This is a genomic window from Mitsuaria sp. RG (assembly GCF_028369275.1).
Lineage (GTDB): Bacteria > Pseudomonadota > Gammaproteobacteria > Pseudomonadales > Pseudomonadaceae > Aquipseudomonas > Aquipseudomonas peradeniyensis.
Genome location: NZ_JAQMYQ010000047.1, coordinates 23,979 through 44,253, shown reverse-complemented (window position 1 = coordinate 44,253; position 20,275 = coordinate 23,979). Strand labels below are relative to the sequence as shown.

The 20,275-nt window shown below is 64.6% G+C and carries 20 protein-coding genes; 6 read left to right on the top strand and 14 right to left on the bottom strand.

What is annotated here, in order from left to right:
* Positions 1-119: 119 nt before the first annotated feature.
* Entirely contained in the window at positions 120-1,829 is a 1,710-nt protein-coding gene (gene recJ, locus POF53_RS21590) for a single-stranded-DNA-specific exonuclease RecJ (protein WP_232855921.1), read from the bottom strand.
* Between the two features lie 30 nt (positions 1,830-1,859).
* Positions 1,860-2,402 carry a YaeQ family protein gene (locus POF53_RS21585; protein WP_203651035.1) on the bottom strand — a complete coding sequence of 181 codons (543 nt, stop codon included), beginning with the start codon at positions 2,400-2,402 and terminating at the stop codon, positions 1,860-1,862.
* A gap of 142 nt (positions 2,403-2,544) precedes the next feature.
* On the opposite strand from POF53_RS21585, the gene POF53_RS21580 reads away from it, so the two are divergent.
* Both POF53_RS21580 and POF53_RS21575 read left to right on the top strand, forming a co-directional pair.
* A complete protein-coding gene (locus POF53_RS21580; RefSeq protein WP_232855922.1) occupies positions 2,545-3,744 on the top strand; it encodes a CaiB/BaiF CoA transferase family protein in 1,200 nt (399 codons plus the stop codon).
* Between the two features lie 10 nt (positions 3,745-3,754).
* Entirely contained in the window at positions 3,755-4,633 is an 879-nt protein-coding gene (locus POF53_RS21575; RefSeq protein WP_203651033.1) for a TIGR02285 family protein, read from the top strand.
* 173 nt (positions 4,634-4,806) lie between these two features.
* On the opposite strand, the gene POF53_RS21570 is transcribed toward POF53_RS21575, so the two are convergent.
* From POF53_RS21570 to xerD, 6 genes are all read right to left on the bottom strand, one after another.
* Positions 4,807-5,088: a DUF3509 domain-containing protein gene (locus POF53_RS21570; protein WP_203651032.1), complete on the bottom strand. Its 282-nt coding sequence runs from the start codon at positions 5,086-5,088 to the stop codon at positions 4,807-4,809.
* A gap of 127 nt (positions 5,089-5,215) precedes the next feature.
* Entirely contained in the window at positions 5,216-5,581 is a 366-nt protein-coding gene (locus tag POF53_RS21565; protein ID WP_050704208.1) for a response regulator, read from the bottom strand.
* Positions 5,582-5,736: 155 nt separating this feature from the next.
* Entirely contained in the window at positions 5,737-7,146 is a 1,410-nt protein-coding gene (gene thrC / locus POF53_RS21560; protein ID WP_203651031.1) for a threonine synthase, read from the bottom strand.
* A gap of 54 nt (positions 7,147-7,200) precedes the next feature.
* Positions 7,201-8,505 (bottom strand): homoserine dehydrogenase, encoded by a 1,305-nt coding sequence (locus POF53_RS21555; protein WP_023630110.1) that lies wholly within the window; start codon positions 8,503-8,505, stop codon positions 7,201-7,203.
* 82 nt (positions 8,506-8,587) lie between these two features.
* Positions 8,588-9,337: a thioredoxin fold domain-containing protein gene (locus POF53_RS21550; RefSeq protein WP_232855923.1), complete on the bottom strand. Its 750-nt coding sequence runs from the start codon at positions 9,335-9,337 to the stop codon at positions 8,588-8,590.
* Between the two features lie 154 nt (positions 9,338-9,491).
* Complete coding sequence (xerD, locus tag POF53_RS21545) at positions 9,492-10,388, bottom strand: site-specific tyrosine recombinase XerD (protein WP_232855924.1); 897 nt, start codon at positions 10,386-10,388, stop codon at positions 9,492-9,494.
* A 68-nt stretch (positions 10,389-10,456) separates the two neighbouring features.
* Here xerD and POF53_RS21540 point away from each other — a divergent pair, with 68 nt between their 5' ends.
* On the top strand, positions 10,457-12,277 hold the full coding sequence (locus POF53_RS21540) for a cation:proton antiporter (protein WP_203651026.1): 1,821 nt from the start codon (positions 10,457-10,459) through the stop codon (positions 12,275-12,277).
* 19 nt (positions 12,278-12,296) lie between these two features.
* On the opposite strand, the gene POF53_RS21535 is transcribed toward POF53_RS21540, so the two are convergent.
* From POF53_RS21535 to ffh, 6 genes are all read right to left on the bottom strand, one after another.
* Positions 12,297-12,704, bottom strand: a complete 408-nt coding sequence (locus POF53_RS21535) for an acyl-CoA thioesterase (RefSeq protein ID WP_023629813.1) — start codon at positions 12,702-12,704, stop codon at positions 12,297-12,299.
* A 100-nt stretch (positions 12,705-12,804) separates the two neighbouring features.
* Positions 12,805-13,155: a 50S ribosomal protein L19 gene (gene rplS / locus POF53_RS21530; RefSeq protein WP_011535315.1), complete on the bottom strand. Its 351-nt coding sequence runs from the start codon at positions 13,153-13,155 to the stop codon at positions 12,805-12,807.
* A 42-nt stretch (positions 13,156-13,197) separates the two neighbouring features.
* Positions 13,198-13,950 (bottom strand): tRNA (guanosine(37)-N1)-methyltransferase TrmD, encoded by a 753-nt coding sequence (gene trmD, locus POF53_RS21525; RefSeq protein WP_028691588.1) that lies wholly within the window; start codon positions 13,948-13,950, stop codon positions 13,198-13,200.
* A gap of 3 nt (positions 13,951-13,953) precedes the next feature.
* Positions 13,954-14,490 (bottom strand): ribosome maturation factor RimM, encoded by a 537-nt coding sequence (rimM, locus tag POF53_RS21520; protein WP_232855925.1) that lies wholly within the window; start codon positions 14,488-14,490, stop codon positions 13,954-13,956.
* Positions 14,491-14,495: 5 nt separating this feature from the next.
* A complete protein-coding gene (gene rpsP / locus POF53_RS21515) occupies positions 14,496-14,747 on the bottom strand; it encodes a 30S ribosomal protein S16 (protein WP_011535318.1) in 252 nt (83 codons plus the stop codon).
* Between the two features lie 232 nt (positions 14,748-14,979).
* Positions 14,980-16,356: a signal recognition particle protein gene (ffh, locus tag POF53_RS21510; RefSeq protein WP_050704199.1), complete on the bottom strand. Its 1,377-nt coding sequence runs from the start codon at positions 16,354-16,356 to the stop codon at positions 14,980-14,982.
* Positions 16,357-16,652: 296 nt separating this feature from the next.
* On the opposite strand from ffh, the gene POF53_RS21505 reads away from it, so the two are divergent.
* The 3 genes from POF53_RS21505 (at position 16,653) to POF53_RS21495 (ending at position 20,206) form a co-directional block, all read left to right on the top strand.
* Positions 16,653-17,462: a cytochrome C assembly family protein gene (locus POF53_RS21505; protein ID WP_232855926.1), complete on the top strand. Its 810-nt coding sequence runs from the start codon at positions 16,653-16,655 to the stop codon at positions 17,460-17,462.
* A gap of 9 nt (positions 17,463-17,471) precedes the next feature.
* Entirely contained in the window at positions 17,472-18,659 is a 1,188-nt protein-coding gene (locus tag POF53_RS21500) for a transporter associated domain-containing protein (RefSeq protein WP_203651022.1), read from the top strand.
* Positions 18,660-18,901: 242 nt separating this feature from the next.
* A complete protein-coding gene (locus POF53_RS21495) occupies positions 18,902-20,206 on the top strand; it encodes an MFS transporter (protein WP_062574980.1) in 1,305 nt (434 codons plus the stop codon).
* Positions 20,207-20,275 lie beyond the last annotated feature (69 nt).

Below are 20,275 nucleotides of genomic sequence, written 5' to 3'. Positions count from 1 at the left end.
GACTTTTTGATCCTTCAAAAAGTTACCCGCCGTAAGGGCGGAAAGGTGAATAAGCGTCGACATCACAAATGAATGCGCATACAACCCTCAAAACAACCAGTTAACCAATCAAAACAAAATCACCGAGCTTCCATGTGAGCAATCATCAACTGCACACTCTCATTCCCCCGAAACTCATTCACATCCAGCTTGTAAGCCAACTCCACCCACCGCACAGTAGGATTCGGCCAAACCTCCCGATCAACCCCAAAGGCAATCCCATCCAACCGCACCACCCCACACTCGCTCTTGAGCACCACTTTCAGATGCCGCTCCCCGACCACCCGCTGTTCGACCAGCTGAAATACCCCATGGAACAACGGCTCGGGAAAATGCTGCCCCCACGGCCCGGCATTGCGTAATGCCCGCGCCAGGTCCAGGTGAAACTCCTCGACCGCCAGGGTGCCATCGGACAACAGCCGACCGGTCAGGTCATCCTCACGCAGTTGCCGCCGCACCTCTTCATCGAACGCCTCGGCAAACGCCGGGAAGTGCTCGGCCGGCAGCGACAACCCCGCCGCCATCGCATGCCCGCCAAACTTGCTGATCAAAGCCGGATGCCGCGCCGCCACGGCATCCAGCGCATCGCGGATATGAAACCCCGCTACCGAACGCGCCGACCCCTTGAGCATCCCCTCCCCCGCATCAGCGAAAGCAATGGTCGGACGGTGGTAACGCTCCTTCAACCGTGAGGCGAGGATACCGATCACCCCCTGGTGCCAGTCGGCGTCGAACAGGCACAGGCCATAGGGCATGGACTCGACCGGCAGGTCCTTGAGCTGGGCCAGCGCCTCACGCTGCATGCCCTGCTCGATGGACTTGCGATCCTGGTTCAGGCCATCGAGCTGCTGGGCCATGTCCAGCGCCAGCGCCGCGTCATCGCACAACAGGCACTCGATGCCCAGGCTCATGTCGTCCAGACGCCCGGCGGCATTGAGCCGAGGGCCGAGGATGAAGCCCAGGTCGGTGGAGGTGATGCGTCGATGATCGCGCCGCGCCACCTCGAGGATGGCCTTGAGCCCGGGGCGGGCGCGGCCGGCGCGGATGCGCTCCAGCCCCTGGTGCACCAGGATGCGGTTGTTGGCATCCAGCGGCACCACGTCGGCGACGCTGCCCAGCGCCACCAGGTCGAGCAGCTCGCCGATGTTCGGCTGCGGCTGCGTCTCGTAGCGTCCCAGGCTGCGCAGGCGCGCGCGCAGGGCCATCAGCACGTAGAAGATCACCCCCACGCCGGCCAGGGACTTGCTCGGGAACCCGCAGCCCGGCTGGTTCGGGTTGACGATGGCATCGGCGGCGGGCAACTGTTCGCCAGGCAAGTGGTGGTCGGTGACCAGCACCTTGAGTCCGGCAGCCTTGGCCGCTGCGACGCCGTCGACGCTGGAGATACCGTTGTCCACGGTGATCAGCAACTGCGGCTGGCGCTGCAGGGCGACCTCGACAATCTCCGGGGTCAGGCCATAGCCATACTCGAAGCGATTGGGCACAAGGTAGTCGACATGCGCCGCGCCCAGCAGGCGCAGACCAAGCACACCGACAGTACTGGCGGTGGCGCCGTCGGCGTCGAAGTCGCCGACGATGAGAATGCGCTGGCGCTGGTCGAGCGCCTCGACCAGCAGGTCCACCGCCACTTCGATGCCCTTGAGCTGCTGGAACGGCAGCAGGCGCGCCAGGCTCTTGTCCAGTTCAGCCTCGGACTGCACGCCACGGGCGGCGTACAGGCGGGTCAACAGGGGTGGCAGGTTGCCCAGCAATGGCAGGGGCGACGGCAGGGGACGAGGTTCGATACGCATGGGGTCTTCGATAATCCAGTGTGAATCGGGTCAGCCGCGCTCGCCGAGCAGCCACTCCAGTTGCACTTCGTGCTGGCCACGGTCGTCGGTGACGAATACGGTACCTTCGCTGATCATCACGTCCCACTTGATGGCACGGGGCATATCGGTGGCCAGGGTTTCCAGCACTTCTTGCGGCACGGCGGCGACGTTCAGGTTCTTCAGCCCCTTCACCGCGCCCAGCACCTTGGTCGTCCAGACCCGCAGGCTGCCATAGGCCAGCAGGCTGGTGCGCTCGGTACGACGCGAGCACCAGGTCAAGCGATCGGCATCGGGCTGGCCAACCTCGATCCAATGCAGGATGCGGTCATCCAGGCTCTTTTCCCACACCGCCGCTTCATCGACATCCGACAGGCCCCGGCCGAAGGACAGGTTTTCGTTGTACCAGAGGGCATAGGCCAGCAGGCGCACGGCCATCCGCTCTTCGGTTTCCGAAGGGTGGCGGGCGATCGTCTGCTTGACGCTCTCGTACACGCCGCGGTCGAGGTCGGTCAGATTCAGTTCGAACTTGTAGGTGGTGGACGGCTGGGCCATGGGCGCTGGGCTTCTTGCGGGGGAAAAGTCGCACAGTCTAACCGATCCAGGCCATCTGCGCCGGATCAGACAACGCCGATATACCTGCCACCGCCGAGCTGTGATACAACCTGCGCTCACGCCCAGCCGCCACGGATGCCCCATGCCTACGCCCAGCAAACCCCTCGCCGGCCTGAAAGTCATCGAGCTCGGCACCCTGATCGCCGGCCCGTTTGCCTCGCGGATCTGCGCCGAGTTCGGCGCCGAGGTGATCAAGGTCGAATCCCCCGATGGCGGCGACCCGCTGCGCAAGTGGCGCAAGCTCTATGAAGGCACGTCGCTGTGGTGGTTCGTCCAGGCGCGAAACAAGCAGTCGCTGACCCTCAACCTCAAGCACCCGGAAGGCCGCGACGTGCTCAAGCGCCTGCTGGCCGACGCCGACATCCTCATCGAGAATTTCCGCCCCGGCGTGCTGGAGAAACTGGGGCTGGGCTGGGACGTGCTCCACGCCCTCAACCCGCGCCTGGTCATGGTGCGCCTGTCAGGCTTTGGTCAGACCGGGCCGATGAAGGACCAACCTGGCTTCGGCGCGGTCGGCGAGTCCATGGGCGGACTGCGCTATATCACCGGTTTCGAGGACCGTCCGCCGGTACGCACCGGGATCTCCATCGGCGACTCCATTGCCGCCCTGTGGGGCGTGATCGGCGCACTGATGGCCCTGCGTCACCGCGAGGTCAACGGTGGCGCGGGCCAGGTGGTGGACGTGGCACTGTATGAAGCGATCTTCGCCATGATGGAGAGCATGGTCCCGGAGTTCGACGTGTTCGGGTTCATCCGCGAACGCACCGGCAACATCATGCCGGGCATCACCCCCTCCTCCATCCACACCACCGCCGATGGCCGTCACGTGCAGATCGGCGCCAATGGCGACGCGATCTTCAAGCGTTTCATGCAGGCCATTGGCCGCGACGACCTGGCCAACGATGCGACCCTGGCCACCAACGACGGCCGCGATGCGCGCCGCGACGAGCTGTACGGGGTCATCGACCGCTGGGCCAACAGCCTGCCACTGGCCGAGGTAATGCAGGCGCTGAACGATGCCGAGGTGCCGGCCAGCCGGATCTACTCCGCCGAGGACATGCTGGGCGATCCGCAGTTCCTCGCCCGCGAGATGTTCCTCCAGGCCCGGCTGCCGGACGGCAAGCCATTCAAGATGCCGGGCATCGTGCCCAAGTTGTCCGACACACCGGGCTCCGCCGAGTGGGTCGGCCCCGCCCTGGGCGAACACACGGCCACGGTGCTGGCCAGCCTGGGCTACGACGCAACCACCATAGCCCGCCTGCGCGCGGCCGGTACGGTCTGACCCAGGCCCCATGCGTATCCGCCATCTGCCCATCGTGCTCTGCCTGTTGCTGACCGCACTCGCGGGGCAGGCGGTCGAGGCCAGGGAGCGCCTGCTATGGCTGGTGCGCGACCTGCCGCCGTTCACCATCTTCGAAGGGCCGGCCAAGGGCCAGGGGGTGATCGACCAGCTGTTGCCGATGCTGATCGCCCGGATGCCCGAGTACGACCACAGCATCGTCCGGGTCAACCGGGCCCGGGGTATCCAGATGCTCCAGGAGCCCAGTTTCACCTGCGACCCGACCCTGCTGTGGACCCCCGACCGCGCCAGATACGTGCATTTCTCCCAACCATCGCTCGGCGTACTGAGCAGTGGCCTGATCGTACGCAAGCAAGACCAGGCGCTGCTGGCGCCCTACCTGGAGGGCCAGCAGGTCGACCTGCAGCGCTTGCTGGCCGAGACCCGCCTGAAGCTGGGCATCGTCGCCGAGCGCAGCTACAGCGTGCAGGTCGATGAGGTCCTCAGGCAACTGCCTGATACCGCGTTCAGCCGACACTATGGCAACGATGCCACGGCCAGCCTGCTGCAGATGCAGCAATTGGGGCGCCTGCAACTGGTGCTCGGCTATTGGCCCGAGATGCGTTACCTGATCCAGCAGCAAAATGGCTCGCTGGACGACTACAGTTTCCACCCCATCCTTGGCGTGAACCGTTACCAGTTCCTGCATGTAGGCTGTTCGGATACTCCGCTGGGGCGCGAGGCGATCGCCCATATCGACCAACTGCTGCCGGCATTGCGTCGCGATACCTTGCCCGAGCTCTACGCCCACTGGCTGGACCCTGGGCTGCAGGAGGATTACCTGGAGCAGGCCAGGCACTTCTTCGAGCAGGGTGAACCGTCGCCGCGCTGAAGCGCCCTGAAGTCGATGGCACAGGGGCGTTTTGAAGTCGGGGCAAAAAGAAACCCCGGCCGCTGGGGAGGACGACCGGGGTCAAGCGAAAGCCCTTGGGACTTCCAGTGACAATCTGCACGGTACCGGAGCAAAGCACCATCAGACGGCCCTTGCTGAATCTGATGGGTCTGTCAGGCAAAGGTTCCTTGTATCTGCCGCTGATGTTGCAGGGCGGCGATCACACAGGGCTGCAGGCGGCCTTCGGCGATCTGCAAGTCACGGTGCAGGCCATCGACCAGATCAACCAGCAACTGCTGCTCCGCCAATTGACGAGTGCAGACCCCGCGCTGCAGGATCCGCACCCCGTGCTCGTCATAGAGTGTCAACTGGCGACTGCCAAGGCTGTCGGGCGTACCAAGCTCGGCCTGGTATGGGGAAAGGGCGTCGTTGAGCAGTCTGCAGATTCTTTCCATCCGGATCACTCGCTGGCTAAGGTTCGAGGAAACTGACCATCGGGCCCGACGGAAAGTTCGCCGTGGCCCGTTACCGCGAGCATGCGCGGACAACATGACAGTTTCGATGCGCCCACCCAGCGTCCGATCAGAGGCGCTCCAACACCTGTTCCAGGCCTACCATCGACATCGGCCATGGCAACTCTGCCAGCACATTCAAACCGTACTGGCGGGCCTCGAGCGCCAGATCCATTTCCCCCGCGCCAGCACACCCGACGAACAGCAATCCCCCCGCGCAGGAAGCCTGCACCAGGTACTTGAACAGGCGCCGGGCATAGCCCCTGGGCATGCGCTGGTCGAGCACCAGTACATCCACCGGGCGCTGCCGCGCCGTCGCGGTCGGCACGTCATCGGTGACCCGGACGCTGTAGACGCCCTGGGCATTGAAGGCCTGATGCAGCAGCATCTGGTGGTAGGGCCGAGCCTGGTGGATAAGAACATTGAGCTGACGCATGAGCTTCCCCCGGAACAGTGTGGCGTGTAGGTTGGAGCGACCACTTTAGTAGGGGTATGTATCGAACTACATGGGAAAAGTCTGAAAGATCCAAACCCTGTGTCGTGGACATGAAAAAGCCCGTCTAGGACGGGCTTTTTCGCGTAGTGCTCGGCTTACAGCGGCTTGCCGCGGTTGCCATGCTGGCTGACGAAGGCCTGCACCGTCTTCAGGTCGTTGGCCAGCACCGTGCAGCGCTCTTCGCGGCTGAACAGGTCGCTCAGGTGCGCCGGCAGTTCCAGGGCCTTGTCGACACCGGCCTTCTCCACCGCCTCGGGGAACTTGACCGGATGCGCGGTGCCCAGCACCACCATCGGCGTATCCAGGCTGCGACGGCACTCGCGGGCGGCCTTGACGCCGATCGCGGTGTGCGGATCGAGGACTTCACCGGTGGCCTTGAACACCTCGGCGATGGTCTCGCAGGTCTGCTCGTCGGTGACGGCCAGCGAATCGAACAGCTTGCGCGCCTCGGTCCAGCGATCCTGCTCGACGCTGAAGCCACCGCCTTGCTTGAAGGTGTCCATCAGCTGGGCAACCGCGGCGCCATTACGACCGTGCAGGTCGAACAGCAGGCGCTCGAAGTTGGACGAGACCATGATGTCCATCGACGGCGACAGGGTCGGATGCAGGGCATCCTTGACGTACTGGTTGCCGCTCATGAAGCGGTGCAGGATGTCGTTGCGGTTGGTCGCCACCACCAGCTGGCTGATCGGCAGGCCCATGTTGCGCGCCAGGTAACCGGCGAAGATGTCGCCGAAGTTGCCGGTCGGCACCGAGAACGCCACCGAACGGGCCGGGCCGCCGAGCTGCAGGGCGGCGTGGAAGTAGTAGACGATCTGGGCCATGATCCGCGCCCAGTTGATCGAGTTCACCGCCACCAGGCGGGTGCCCTTGAGGAACGACTGGTCGGCGAAGCTGGCCTTGACCATCTCCTGGCAGTCGTCGAAGTTGCCTTCGATGGCGATGTTGTGGATGTTGTCGCCGAGGATGGTGGTCATCTGCCGGCGCTGCACTTCCGACACACGCTGGTGCGGGTGCAGGATGAAGATGTCGACGTTGTCGCAACGGCGGCAGCCTTCGATGGCGGCGGAACCTGTGTCACCACTGGTGGCACCGACGATCACCACGCGCTCGCCGCGCTTGACCAGCACGTGGTCGAGCAGACGGCCGAGCAGTTGCAGGGCGAAGTCCTTGAAGGCCAGGGTCGGGCCGTGGAACAGCTCCATCACCCACTCGTTGCCGTTGAGCTGGCGCAGCGGCGCGACGGCGGCGTGGGCGAAGTTGCCGTAGGTCTCTTCGAGAATCTTCTTGAAGTCGGCGTCGGCGATGCTGCCTTCGACGAACGGGCGCATCACCCGGAAAGCCAGTTCGTGGTACGGCAGGCCCGCCCAGGAGGCGATTTCTTCCTGGGTGAAGCGCGGCAGGTTCTCGGGCACGTACAGGCCGCCGTCGCTGGCGAGGCCCGCCAGCAGGACGTCTTCGAAGTTCAGGGCCGGAGCCTGGCCGCGGGTACTGATATAGCGCATGGGTGCAAACCTTCGATGCTGGGCGCGGGCCGCCGTCGCGGCCCGCCGCCGAAATTAATTGAGCTGTTCGACGCGGATGCGCACGACCTTGCCGACCACGTCCTGAAGCGCTTCCAGGGCGACGATGGCGTCGTCGATGCGTTGCTCGACCACACGGTGGGTCAGCAGGATCATCGGTACCAGGCCGTCCTGCTCCTCGGCTTCCTTCTGCATGATCGACTCGATGTTGATGCCGCGCTCCGAAAGAATGCTGGCGACCTGGGCCAGCACGCCCGGGTGGTCCTTGGCCTGGATGCGCAGGTAGTAGGCACTTTCGCAGGCTTCGATCGGCAGGATCGGGTGGGCCGACAGCGCGTCCGGCTGGAACGCCAGGTGCGGCACGCGGTTCTCCGGGTCGGAAGTCATGGCGCGGACCACGTCGACCAGGTCGGCGACCACCGACGACGCGGTCGGCTCCATGCCGGCACCGGCGCCGTAGTACAGGGTGGAACCGGCGGCGTCGCCGTTGACCATCACCGCGTTCATCACGCCGTTGACGTTGGCGATCAGGCGATCGTTGGGGATCAGCGTCGGGTGCACGCGCAGCTCGATGCCGTCGGCGGTGCGACGGGCCACGCCCAGGTGCTTGATACGGTAGCCCAGGGCCTCGGCGTAGTTCACGTCGGCGGTGGTCAGCTGGGTGATGCCCTCGGTGTAGGCCTTGTCGAACTGCAGTGGGATACCGAAGGCGATGGACGCCAGGATGGTCAGCTTGTGCGCGGCATCGATGCCTTCGACGTCGAAGGTCGGGTCGGCCTCGGCATAACCCAGCGCCTGGGCTTCGGCCAGCACGTCGGGGAAGGCGCGGCCCTTGTCGCGCATCTCGGTGAGGATGAAGTTGCCGGTGCCGTTGATGATCCCGGCCAGCCAGTTGATGCGGTTGGCCGACAGGCCCTCGCGGATCGCCTTGATCACCGGGATGCCACCGGCCACGGCGGCTTCGAAGGCGACGATGACGCCCTTCTCGCGGGCCTTGGCGAAGATCTCGTTGCCGTGCACGGCGATCAGCGCCTTGTTGGCGGTGACCACGTGCTTGCCGTTTTCGATGGCCTTGAGCACCAGGTCGCGGGCGATGGTGTAGCCGCCGATCAGCTCGATGACAATATCGATCTCGGGGTTGCTCGCGACTTCGAACACATCAGCGGTAATGGGGGTACCGGTAATCTGGCAGTTCGGGTTCTGCGAGCGCATGGCAATCTGTGCCACTTCAATACCGCGCCCGGCACGGCGGGCGATCTCCTCGGCGTTGCGCTGAAGTACATTGAAGGTTCCGCCACCGACGGTCCCCAACCCACAGATGCCTACTTTGACCGGTTTCACTGTGAACTCCCCATAGAACGGCCGGCACCTGCGCCGACCGTGAAACATGCCGTCACCCCATGACGACGGCGTACTGAATTGATTACTTGCTTTCGGCCAGGGCCAGCTTGGCCACTTGCGGCGCCGGCTGGTAACCCGGAATCACCTGGCCATTCTGTAGAACGATCGCCGGCGTGCCATTTACACCAATCGATTGGCCCAGCTGGAACTGCTTGCTGACCGGGTTGGCGCACTTGGCGGCCTTGATCTCCTTGCCGTCGACCATCTTGTCCAGCGCCGCGCGGCGATCGCTGGAGCACCATACCGCCTGCAGCTGCTCGTCACCCGGCGAACCCAGGCCCTGGCGCGGGAAGGCGACGTAGCGCACTTCGATGCCACGGCGGTTGAGTTCCGGCACTTCGGCGTGCAGCTTGTGGCAGTACGGGCAGGTGGTGTCGGTGAACACGGTGATGTGCGACTTGGTTTCACCCTTGGCCGGGTAGACCACCATCTCGCCGGCCGGGATGCCGTTGATCAGCTTGGCAATGCCTTGGCGCTCGGTCTTCTCGGTGAGGTTGACCGGCTTGCCGTCCTGGATCTGGAACAGGTAGCCCTGCATGACGAACTGACCGTCGGCGCTGGCGTACAGCACGCGCCCGCCCTGCAGCTTGACTTCGTACAGGCCATTGAGCGGGCTGCTGCTGACGCTCTCGACCGGCACTTCCAGCGCGAGGTTCTGCAAGGATTTGCGGATCGCCTGCTCGGCACCGGTATTGGCATCGGTGGCCGCGGCGACGGCAAAGGTACTGGCCAACGCCAGGGCGGCGGCGGCGAAAATCTGGGTCACGCGCATGGGGTACTCCTGAAGGCGGACGGGGCCGTGGGGGCGTTGCTTGACCCTGGCGGGTAGCGAACATTCGGCCCTTGCAACAAACCGTCCAAGCCTACCACAACAAACTGGCGCAGTAGGGGTACTCAGGCACCGGTCGGCGGAACATGAAAAGCATTCATCCACGTGGGTGGTGTTCGGCGTGCAGCTGTTGCAGCCGGGCCTTGGCCACATGGGTATAGATCTGCGTAGTGGACAGATCGCTGTGGCCCAGCAGCATCTGCACCACGCGCAGGTCGGCGCCATGGTTGAGCAGGTGCGTGGCAAAGGCGTGGCGCAGCGTGTGCGGCGACAGCGGCTTGTCGATGCCGGCCACCCGCGCCTGGTGCTTGATGCGGTGCCAGAAGGTCTGCCGCGTCATCTGCTCACCGCGCTGGCTGGGGAACAGCACGTCGCTAGGGCGCCCGCCCAGCAGCTCGGCGCGACCATCGCGCAGGTAGCGCTCGATCCACACCACCGCCTCCTCGCCCATCGGCACCAGGCGCTCCTTGCTGCCCTTGCCCATAACCCGCAGCACGCCCTGGCGCAGGTTGACCTGGTCCAGGGTCAGGCTGACCAGCTCGGTCACGCGCAGGCCGCAGGCATAGAGCACCTCGAGCATGGCACGGTCGCGCTGGCCGATGGACTCGCCGAGGTCCGGTGCCTGCAGCAGGGCCTCGACATCGGCCTCCGACAGCGACTTGGGCAGCGGCCGGCCCAGTTGCGGCATGTCCACCTGCAGCGTCGGGTCGACTGCGACCAGCCGCTCGCGCAGCAGGTAACGGAAGAACCCGCGCACCCCGGAAAGAAAGCGCGCGGTCGAACGCGGCTTGTAGCCCTGGTCGAAACGCCAGGCCAGGTGGTCGAGGATCAGCTCACGCCCGGCATCGGGCAGTGCCACGCCATGCTCCTGCAGCCAGCCATTGAACAGCGCCAGGTCGCTGCGATACGAAGCGCGGGTGTTGTCGGACAGCCCCTTCTCCAGCCAGAGGGCATCGAGGAACTGGTCGATCAGGGGGTGGTCCAGTGCAGGCATGAAGACTCGGTGGCAAACGACGAAATGACGCTTAGTCTTTCATAACACGGCATGCAGAGGGAGCCCGCGTGAACGAACAACAGATTCTTTTGAGTGTCGGTGGCATCGGCGCTGCCGCCCTGCTCTGCCAATGGCTGGCCTGGCGCCTGAAGCTGCCGGCGATCCTGTTCCTGCTGCTGTGCGGCATCCTCGCGGGGCCCGTGCTGGGCTGGCTGCAGCCGCAGGCGCTGTTCGGCCCGCTGCTGATGCCGCTGGTGTCGCTGGCGGTGGCGCTGATCCTGTTCGAAGGCAGCCTGACCCTGCACCTGTCGCAATGGCGCGAGATCGGCAGCGTGGTGCATCGCCTGGTCACCGTCGGCGCGCTGAGCACCTGGCTGGTGATTGCCCTGGCCACCCACTGGCTGCTGGGTTTCGACTGGCCCCTGGCGATCCTGTTCGGCACCCTGACCCTGGTCACCGGCCCCACGGTGATCGTGCCCATGCTGCGGGTGGTGCGGCCAAAGGCGGCGATCGCCAACATCCTGCGCTGGGAAGGTATCGTCATCGACCCGATCGGCGCGCTGCTGGCGGTGGTGGTGTACAGCTTCATCATCGCCAGCGCCGCCGGTGAAGGCCTGAGCCACAGCCTGGCGACCTTTGCCGGGGTGATCTTCTGCGGCAGTGCGCTGGGCGTTGCCGGTGGCTGGCTGCTCGGGCAGGTCATGCGCGAGCAGTGGCTGCCGGAATACCTGCACAACCTGGCCTCGCTGGCGGCGGTGCTGGGCATCTTCATCGCCGCCAACCAGATCGTCCATGAATCGGGCCTGCTGGCAGTCACGGTCATGGGCATGTGGCTGGCCAACATGCCCGGCGTGGATGTGCGGCAGATCCTGCATTTCAAGGAGAACCTCAGCGTGCTGCTGATCTCCGGGCTGTTCATCCTCCTGGCCGCGCGGCTCGACCTGCACGCGCTGTTGGCCCTGGGGCCGGCGGTGCTGGCGCTGCTGCTGGTGATCCAGTTGCTGGCACGGCCGCTGAACGTCCTGCTGTCGACCCTGGGCTCGCCGCTGAGCTGGCGGGAGCGGGCATTGCTGGCCTGGATCGCGCCACGGGGCATCGTGGCCGCGGCCGTGTCGGCGATCTTCGCCATTCGCCTGGACCAGGCCGGGCACGACGGCGCGCTGCTGCTGGTGCCGCTGACCTTCGCCGTGATCATCGGCACCGTGGTGCTGCAAAGTGCCACCGCCAGGCCCCTGGCGCGCCTGCTGAAGGTGGCGGAACCGGCGCCGAGCGGGTTTCTCGTGGTCGGCGCCAACCCGCCTGCGCGGGTCATTGCCAAGGCCCTGCAGCAACTGGGCTGCCGGGTGCTGCTGACCGACTCGAGCTGGGAGAACATCCGCGCCGCGCGCATGGACAACCTGCCGACCTACTTCGGCAACCCCGCCTCGCAGCACGCCGACGCCCACCTCGACCTGGTCGGCCTGGGCCACCTGCTGGGGCTGTCACCGGCAGGCGAGCTCAATGCCCTGGCCTGCGCGCGTTTTCGTCATGACTTCGGCCAGGCCCGGCTGTTCGTGCTGGCCAGCGGCCTGGAAAAACAGCGCAGCGACAAGCACCGGGCCAGCGAGGAGCATCGCGGGCAATTGCTTGGGTCGAGCCCCATGACCTATGGGCAGCTGGCCAAGCTGCTGCACCAGGGTGCCGAGCTGTACAGCACCACGCTGACCGAGGCCTTCGGCTGGAGCGACTACCAGCAACTGCATGGTCCGCGGGCCACGCTGCTGTTCGCCCGGGACGGGCAAGGCTGGGTGCATGTGGCCAGCCCGGACAATCCGCTCAAGCCGCAGCCTGGGTGGACATTGGTGGCACTGGTGGAGCCGGAGCTGACCGAGCAGCCTGTGGCGCATTGATCCATGAATGGCCCTGGAATCAGGCCAACGGCAGCACCGGCACCGGGCGCTTGTCCTCGTCGATGGCGACGAAGCTGAACACGCCATGGATCGCCCGCTCGCGGCCATCGAGGTACATGTTCTCGACGAACACATCCACCTGCACCTGCAGGCTGGTGTTGCCGACCTTGATCACCGTGCCCACCAGCTCGACGATCGAACCGGCCGGGATCGGGTGCTTGAAATCGATACGATCGGTGGACACGGTCACCAGCGGCAACCGGCAGAACCGGGTGGCGGCGATGAACGACACTTCGTCCATCCACGCCAGGGCGGTGCCGCCGAACAGGGTGTTGTGGTGGTTGGTGGTGTTGGGGAACACCGCCTTGGTCACGCGGGTCACCGACAGCTCGGTGCGGCGCTGGATTTCCTGGTCTCGGGTGGTCATCTTCGGGTCACATCGCAAGGGCGGGTTTCAGAAAGCAAAAAAGCAGCCCGAAGGCTGCTTTTTTCTCGCAAGGCGGCCTAGGCCGCCAGGCAAACTGTACTCAGGACAGTTTTTCCTTGATGCGAGCGGCTTTGCCGGACAGGTCGCGCAGGTAGTACAGCTTGGCTTTACGCACGTCACCACGACGTTTCACGGCCAGGCTGTCGATCTGCGGGCTGTAGGTCTGGAAGGTACGCTCTACGCCAACGCCGCTGGAGATCTTGCGCACGGTGAAGGCGCTGTTCAGACCGCGGTTACGCTTGGCGATAACGACGCCTTCGAACGCCTGCAGACGCGAGCGGTCGCCTTCCTTCACTTTAACCTGGACGACAACAGTGTCGCCTGGTGCGAAGGTCGGGATCTCTTTGCTCATCTGCTCGGCTTCGAGCTGCTGGATGATCTTGTTGGTCATGCTGTGCTCCTAAGATGGATACTTGATCCACCATCGATACGTTTAACTATCGTCCCGCTCGCGGATGTATTCCTCGAGCAGCTTCTTCTCTTCTCCAGAAAGCGAGCGACTTTCCAGAAGATCGGCGCGTCGTTCGAAGGTCCTACCAAGGGACTGCTTCATCCGCCAACGCCGGATATGTGCATGGTTGCCACTTAGCAACACGTCGGGAACACGCTGATCCGCATACACCTCAGGTCGGGTGTAGTGCGGGCAATCCAGCAGACCGTCGGTGAAAGAGTCTTCCTCCGCCGAGTCCACATGCCCTAAAGCTCCGGGCAGCAGCCGTGTAACCGCATCGATCAGTACCATGGCCGGCAGCTCGCCACCGGAAAGCACATAGTCGCCAATCGACCACTCCTCATCGACATGAGCCTCGATAAAGCGCTCGTCGATGCCTTCATAACGACCGGCGATCAGGATCAACGATTCCTGTTCGGCCAGGCCTTTGACCGCCTGCTGGGTCAGCTTGCGGCCTTGTGGCGAAAGGTAGATCACCTTTGCCGATGCTCCGGTTGCCTGCCTGGCGCTAACCAGGGCGTCTTCCAGAGGCTTGATCTTCATCACCATGCCCGGACCACCGCCAAACGGCCGATCATCCACGGTGTGGTGGCGATCTGTGGTGTAGTCCCGCGGGTTCCAGCAGGTCACTTGCAGCAACCCCTGTTTCACCGCGCGGCTGGTAATGCCGTACTCCGTGATGGCCGAGAACATCTCGGGGAACAACGTGATGACGTCTACGCGAAGGTTACCCATCGTCTAGAAGTCCGCGTCCCACTCAACCCGCATCACGCCTGCGTCCAGGTCGATTGCCAGCACGCATTGCCCGGTATAGGGCAACAGACGCTCGCGATCATCCAGGCTGCCTGCGCAGGGCTTGACCACCATTACATCGTTCGCGCCGGTCTCCAACAGGTGATCGATCTTGCCGAACAGTTGTTCGTCCTGATTGATGACCTTCAGGCCCACCAACTGGTACCAGTAGTACTCGTCGGCTGCCAGGTTGGGCAAAAGGCTCCGCGCAATGCAGATTTCGTAACCGCTCAGAAGACGGGCTTCATCACGATCATCGAGGCCTTTGAGTTTCACGACCAGGCCCTTCTGGGAGCCACGACCGCTGACCAGCTCGACCTGTTTTACCTTGCCTTCGTGCTTGAGCGTCCAGCGCGGGTAATCCAACAGGTTTTCAATCGGATCGGTAAAGGAATACACCTTCACCTCGCCGCGAACGCCGTGAACCGAAAAAATCTTGCCAACGACGATGAGGTCATCAGCCTTTTCTGGCGTCGCGTTCATACTGCTCAGGCTGCAGCCTTGGCAGCTTCCTTCAGCAGCTGAGCAACGCGCTCAGACGGCTGTGCGCCCTGGCTCAGCCAGTAGGTGACGCGCTCTTGGTTGACCGACAGCTTGACTTCAGCGCCCGATGCGATCGGGTTGAAGAAGCCAACGCGCTCAACGAAACGGCCGTCACGGGCGTTACGCGAGTTGGTCACGGTCAGGTGGTAGAATGGGCGCTTTTTCGAGCCGCCACGGGCCAGACGAATGGTTACCATGTGAACATCGTTCCTATAGTCGGTGCTGCAAAACTGAATGCCCAATGGGCACACGGGTGCCCAAAAGGCCGCATATTCTCGGGGAATACACGGACATTTGCAAATGCCTTTTTCGGCAATGCCGGGGCCTGCCGCTCAGTTCTGCCGGTTTGGGCCTCCTCGCGGCGGCCATGATCCCGCCGTAGCGGGGGTCTGGCGGGCTTCCTCATATAAGGAAGCCCACCGGATTCTTTTACAGTTTCGGCATGCCGCCACCCGGCAGCATCCCGCCAAGACCACGCATCATCTTGGCCATGCCGCCCTTGGCGGAGAATTTCTTCATCATCTTCTGCATCTGCTTGTGCTGCTTGATCAAGCGGCCGATGTCCTGCACCTGGGTGCCGGAGCCGAGGGCGATGCGGCGCTTGCGCGAACCGCTGATCAGGTCGGGGTCGCGACGCTCGGCCGGGGTCATGGAGTTGATGATCGCCTCCATCTGCTTGAACTGCTTCTCGGCCGCGCCCTGGGCATTGCCCATCTGCGACAGGTTCACGCCACCAATGCTCGGCAGCTTGTCCATCAGACCGCCCAGGCCGCCCATGTTCTTCATCTGCTGCAGCTGGTCGCGGAAGTCCTCGAGGTCGAAGCCCTTGCCCTTCTTCAGCTTCTTGGCCAGCTTGTCGGCCTTGGCCTTGTCGATGTTCTGCTCGGCCTGCTCGATCAGGCTGAGCACATCGCCCATGCCGAGGATGCGCGAGGCGATACGATCCGGGTGGAACGGTTCCAGGGCCTCGGTCTTCTCGCCCATGCCGATGAACTTGATCGGCTTGCCGGTGATGGCGCGTACCGACAGCGCGGCACCGCCACGGGCGTCGCCGTCGACCTTGGTCAGCACCACGCCGGTCAGCGGCAGGGCGTCGCCGAAGGCCTTGGCGGTGTTGGCCGCGTCCTGGCCGGTCATGGCGTCGACCACGAACAGGGTCTCGATCGGCTTGACCGCGGCATGCAGCGCCTTGATCTCGTCCATCATGTCGGCGTCGACATGCAGGCGGCCGGCAGTGTCGACGATCACCACGTCGATGAACTTGAGCTTGGCTTCGCGGATCGCCGCCTCGGCGATGGCCACCGGTTTCTGGCTGATGTCCGACGGGAAGAAGGTCACGCCGATGTCGTTGGCCAGGGTTTCGAGCTGCTTGATCGCCGCCGGACGGTAGACGTCGGCCGACACCACCATCACGCTCTTCTTCTTGCGCTCTTTCAGGTGACGCGCCAGCTTGCCGGCGGTGGTGGTCTTACCGGCGCCCTGCAGGCCGGCCATCAGTACCACGGCGGGTGGCGCGGCGTTGAGGGTCAGCTCTTCGTTGGCCGCGCCCATCAGGCTTTCCAGCTCGGCCTGGACGATCTTCACGAAGGCCTGGCCCGGGGTCAGGCTGCGCGACACTTCGGTGCCGACCGCGCGTTCCTTGATGCTGTTGACGAAATCCTTGACCACCGGCAGGGCGACGTCGGCCTCGAGCAGGGCCATGCGCACTTCGCGCAGCGTGTCCTTGATGTTGTCTTCGGTCAGCTTGGCCTTGCCGGTGACATGGCGCAGCGTCTGTGACAGGCGGTCGGTCAGGTTTTCGAACATGGTGATCCTTTCAGGCCCAGTGGAGCCGAGGTTTTTCAGATGCCCAGGTGAACATGTACACGCGCCGGGCAGAGCAAGGCGGCGATTATAGCGGAGAGCGGCGGCGGCGCACACCTTGGAGCAGCCCCTCTGGATATTCGGTGACCATGCCGGCCTCTTCGCGGGTAAACCCGCGAAGAGGCCGGCATATGGGGTACAAGTCGCTCGCCAGGCACCGGAGCAAGGCTTGCTGGTCTTCCTTGCCCACCGCGATCTATGCCAAACTCCGTCCCTTTAGGGCTTGCCTGCCAGGACTTATGTTCTCTTCACCCAGCCTCATCCCCAATCTGCTCGCCGCCTTCCTTTATCTGGCCGCGACCGTCTACCAGGCCACCGGACTGGCCCGAGGCGCCCGTGCCGACAAACGGCTGCTGGGCCTGTTCGGCACCCTGGCGGTGGTCGCTCAGGGCGGCGCCCTGTTCTTCCAGCTGATCACGCCCCTGGGCCTGAGCCTGGACTTCTTCAGTGCCGCCAGCCTGATCGCCGTGGCGGTGATCGGCCTGACCCTGCTCGCCTGCCTGAGCATCCCGGTGGAGAACCTGCTGGTGCTGCTGTTCCCGCTCGGCGCGGTGACCGCGCTGCTGGCCCAGTTCGCCCCACCTGGCACGGTACCGCTGATCAACGAAGAGCCCGGCATCCTCGCGCATATCCTGCTGTCGATCCTGGCCTACGGCCTGTTCACCATCGCCGTGTTCCAGGCCCTGCTGCTGTTGCTGCAGGACCACCAGCTCAAGCACAAGCACCCGTCCGGGCTGATCCGCAACTTCCCGCCGCTGCAGACCATGGAAAGCCTGCTGTTCGGCTTCCTCTGGGCCGGCTGGGTGCTGCTGTCGCTGTCGCTGATCTCCGGCTGGCTGTTCCTCGACAACCTGTTCGCCCAGCACCTGGTGCACAAGACCCTGCTGGCCTGCGTGGCCTGGGTCGTGTTCAGCGTGCTGCTGTGGGGCCGCACACGCCTCGGCTGGCGCGGTCACAAGGCGATCCGCTGGACCCTGGCCGGCTTCTGCCTGCTGATGCTGGCCTATTTCGGCAGCAAGCTGGTCCGCGAATTCATCCTGCATATCTGACGGCCGCCCATGGACACCCTGCCGTACGCCCCGCTGCTCGGCATCATCGCACTGGCGCTGCTGTGGTCGGCGCTGTTCACCGCGGTCGACAGCGCCCGCCAGCAAGCCAACGGCCAGGGCGATTCCCCCCTCCCCGCCCAGGGCCTGGTGCTTGGCGCCAGCCTCGGCAAGCTGCTGGTACTGGGCCTGGCCTGCCTGATCGGCCAGCGCTACGACGGTGAACACGGTTTCTGGCTGGCCGGCCTTGGTGCCACCTTCACCCTGCTGGTGCTCGCCGACTACCTGCCGCGCCGCCTGGCCCGCCGCGACCCGCACGCCTTCCTGAGCCTGGGCGGCAACCTGCTGAAATGGCCGCTGGCGCTGCTGCAGCCGCTGGGCTGCCTGCTCGATGGCTGCGCCAGGCTGATCCTGCGCCCGTTCCGCGTGCAGCCCACTGCAGTGGCCCTGCACCCGCAGGCAGACGACGACTTCGACGAAGACGGCCCGGTCGACAGCGCCCGCCACGGCCTGCTGGAAGGCCTGCAGGCACTGGACAAGATCACCGTCAACGACATCCTGGTACCACGCAACGAAGTCGACGGCATCAACCTCGACGACCCCATCGAGCGCATCATCGAGCAACTGATCGTCAGCCGTCACACCCGCCTGCCGGTCTATCACAACGACATCAACCAGGTCGAAGCGGTACTCAACACCAAGCTGATCAGCCACCTGCTGCCACGGGCCGAACTTACCCCGGAGAAGCTTCAGGCAGCCTGCTACGAACCCTACTTCGTCCCCGAAAGCACACCGCTGCAGATGCAGCTGCTGAACTTCCACAAGCAGCAGCGGCGCATGGGCGTGGTGGTGGACGAATACGGCGAGGTGCTCGGCATCGTCACCCTGGAGGACATCCTCGAGGAGATCGTCGGCGAGTTCGAGGACGAGCAGAGCCTGGACAACCCTCATGTCCATCCCCAGCCCGATGGCCGCTTCGTCATCGAAGGCACGGCCTCGCTGCGCGAGATCAACCGCACCCTGGGCTGGCACCTGCCCTGCGACGGCGGGCCGAAAACCCTCAACGGCCTGGTCACCGAGGCCTTGGAAAGCATCCCGGCAAGCGCTGTATGCCTTAAAATTGGCAGATATCGGCTGGAAATCCTCGAAACCGAGGATAATTGCGCAAGCAAGGTACTGGTCTGGACACTGACTCGCTAGCTATACTCGGGTCACGCTTACCCAGCCCTGCCGTCTCGCCCGCTACCCGCACCCGGCGTCCGACGGCCAGTCCGCACCACTGACACGCCCCGCGGTCCTGCTTCAGCACCCCGAACAGCAACCGCTCACTGCCTATCCCCTGGGCTATCGTCAGTCGCGCGACCAACAACAATACGCTCCGGCTCCCGTGTGCCCGTCACATGGGCCGTGCCCCATGGAGCATGACTGTCAGGGACCTTCGCATGACTACCAGCAGCACCTACGCCGAACCTGCCTCGGCAACACCGGTCAATTCACCGGCCCGGGTGGCCACTGCCAGCTTCATCGGCACCGCCATCGAGTTCTACGATTTCTATGTCTACGCCACCGCCGCCGCGCTGGTGATCGGGCCGGTGTTCTTCCCGTCCGGCTCCGGCACCGCGCAGATGCTCGCGGCCTTCCTCACCTTCGGCATCGCCTTCCTTGCCCGCCCCTTGGGCTCGGCGCTGTTCGGCCACTTCGGCGACCGTATCGGGCGCAAGTCGACGCTGGTCGCCTCGCTGCTGCTGATGGGCGTGTCCACCACGCTGATCGGCGTGCTGCCCGGCTATGACAGCATCGGCGTCTGGGCGCCGATCATTCTCTGCCTGCTGCGCTTCGGCCAGGGCCTGGGGCTGGGCGGCGAATGGGGCGGCGCGGCGCTGCTGGCCACCGAGAACGCCCCGCAGGGCAAGCGTGCCTGGTTCGGCATGTTTCCGCAGTTGGGCCCGTCGATCGGCTTTCTCGCCGCCAACGGCTTGTTCCTCACCCTGGCCCTGGTGCTCAGCGACGAGCAGTTCCGCGAATGGGGCTGGCGCATTCCGTTCCTGCTCAGCGCGGCGCTGGTGCTGGTCGGCCTGTACGTGCGCCTGAAGCTGGAGGAAAGCCCGGTGTTCGCCAAGGCGGTGGCCCGTCATGAGCGGGTGAAGATGCCGGTGGTCGACCTGTTCGCCCGCTACTGGCTGCCGACCCTGCTGGGCGCCGCGGCCATGGTGGTGTGCTACGCGCTGTTCTACATCTCCACGGTGTTCTCGCTCAGCTATGGCGTGACCACCCTGGGCTACAGCCGCGAGACCTTCCTCGGCCTGCTGTGCTTCGCGGTGGTGTTCATGGCCCTGGCCACGCCCCTGTCGGCCTGGCTCAGCGACCGTTACGGGCGCAAGCCGGTGCTGGTGGTCGGCGGCCTGCTGGCGATCGCCTCGGGCTTCACCATGGAACCGCTGCTGACCTCGGGTTCGACCACCGGCGTGGCGCTGTTCCTGGCCATCGAGCTGTTCCTGATGGGGGTGACCTTCGCGCCGATGGGCGCGCTGCTGCCCGAGCTGTTCCCGACCCATGTGCGCTACACCGGCGCCTCGGCGGCCTACAACCTGGGCGGCATCGTCGGCGCCTCGGCGGCACCATTCTTTGCCCAGAAGCTGGTGAGCATGGGGGGATTGAGCTGGGTGGGGGGGTATGTGTCGGTGGCGGCGGTGATCAGTCTGATTGCCGTGTTGTGCCTGAAAGAGACACGTAATACCGAGCTTTGAATCAATCGCGGGGCAAGCCCGCTCCCACGCCAGACTGATACTGGCGTGGGAGCGGGCTTGCCCCGCGAT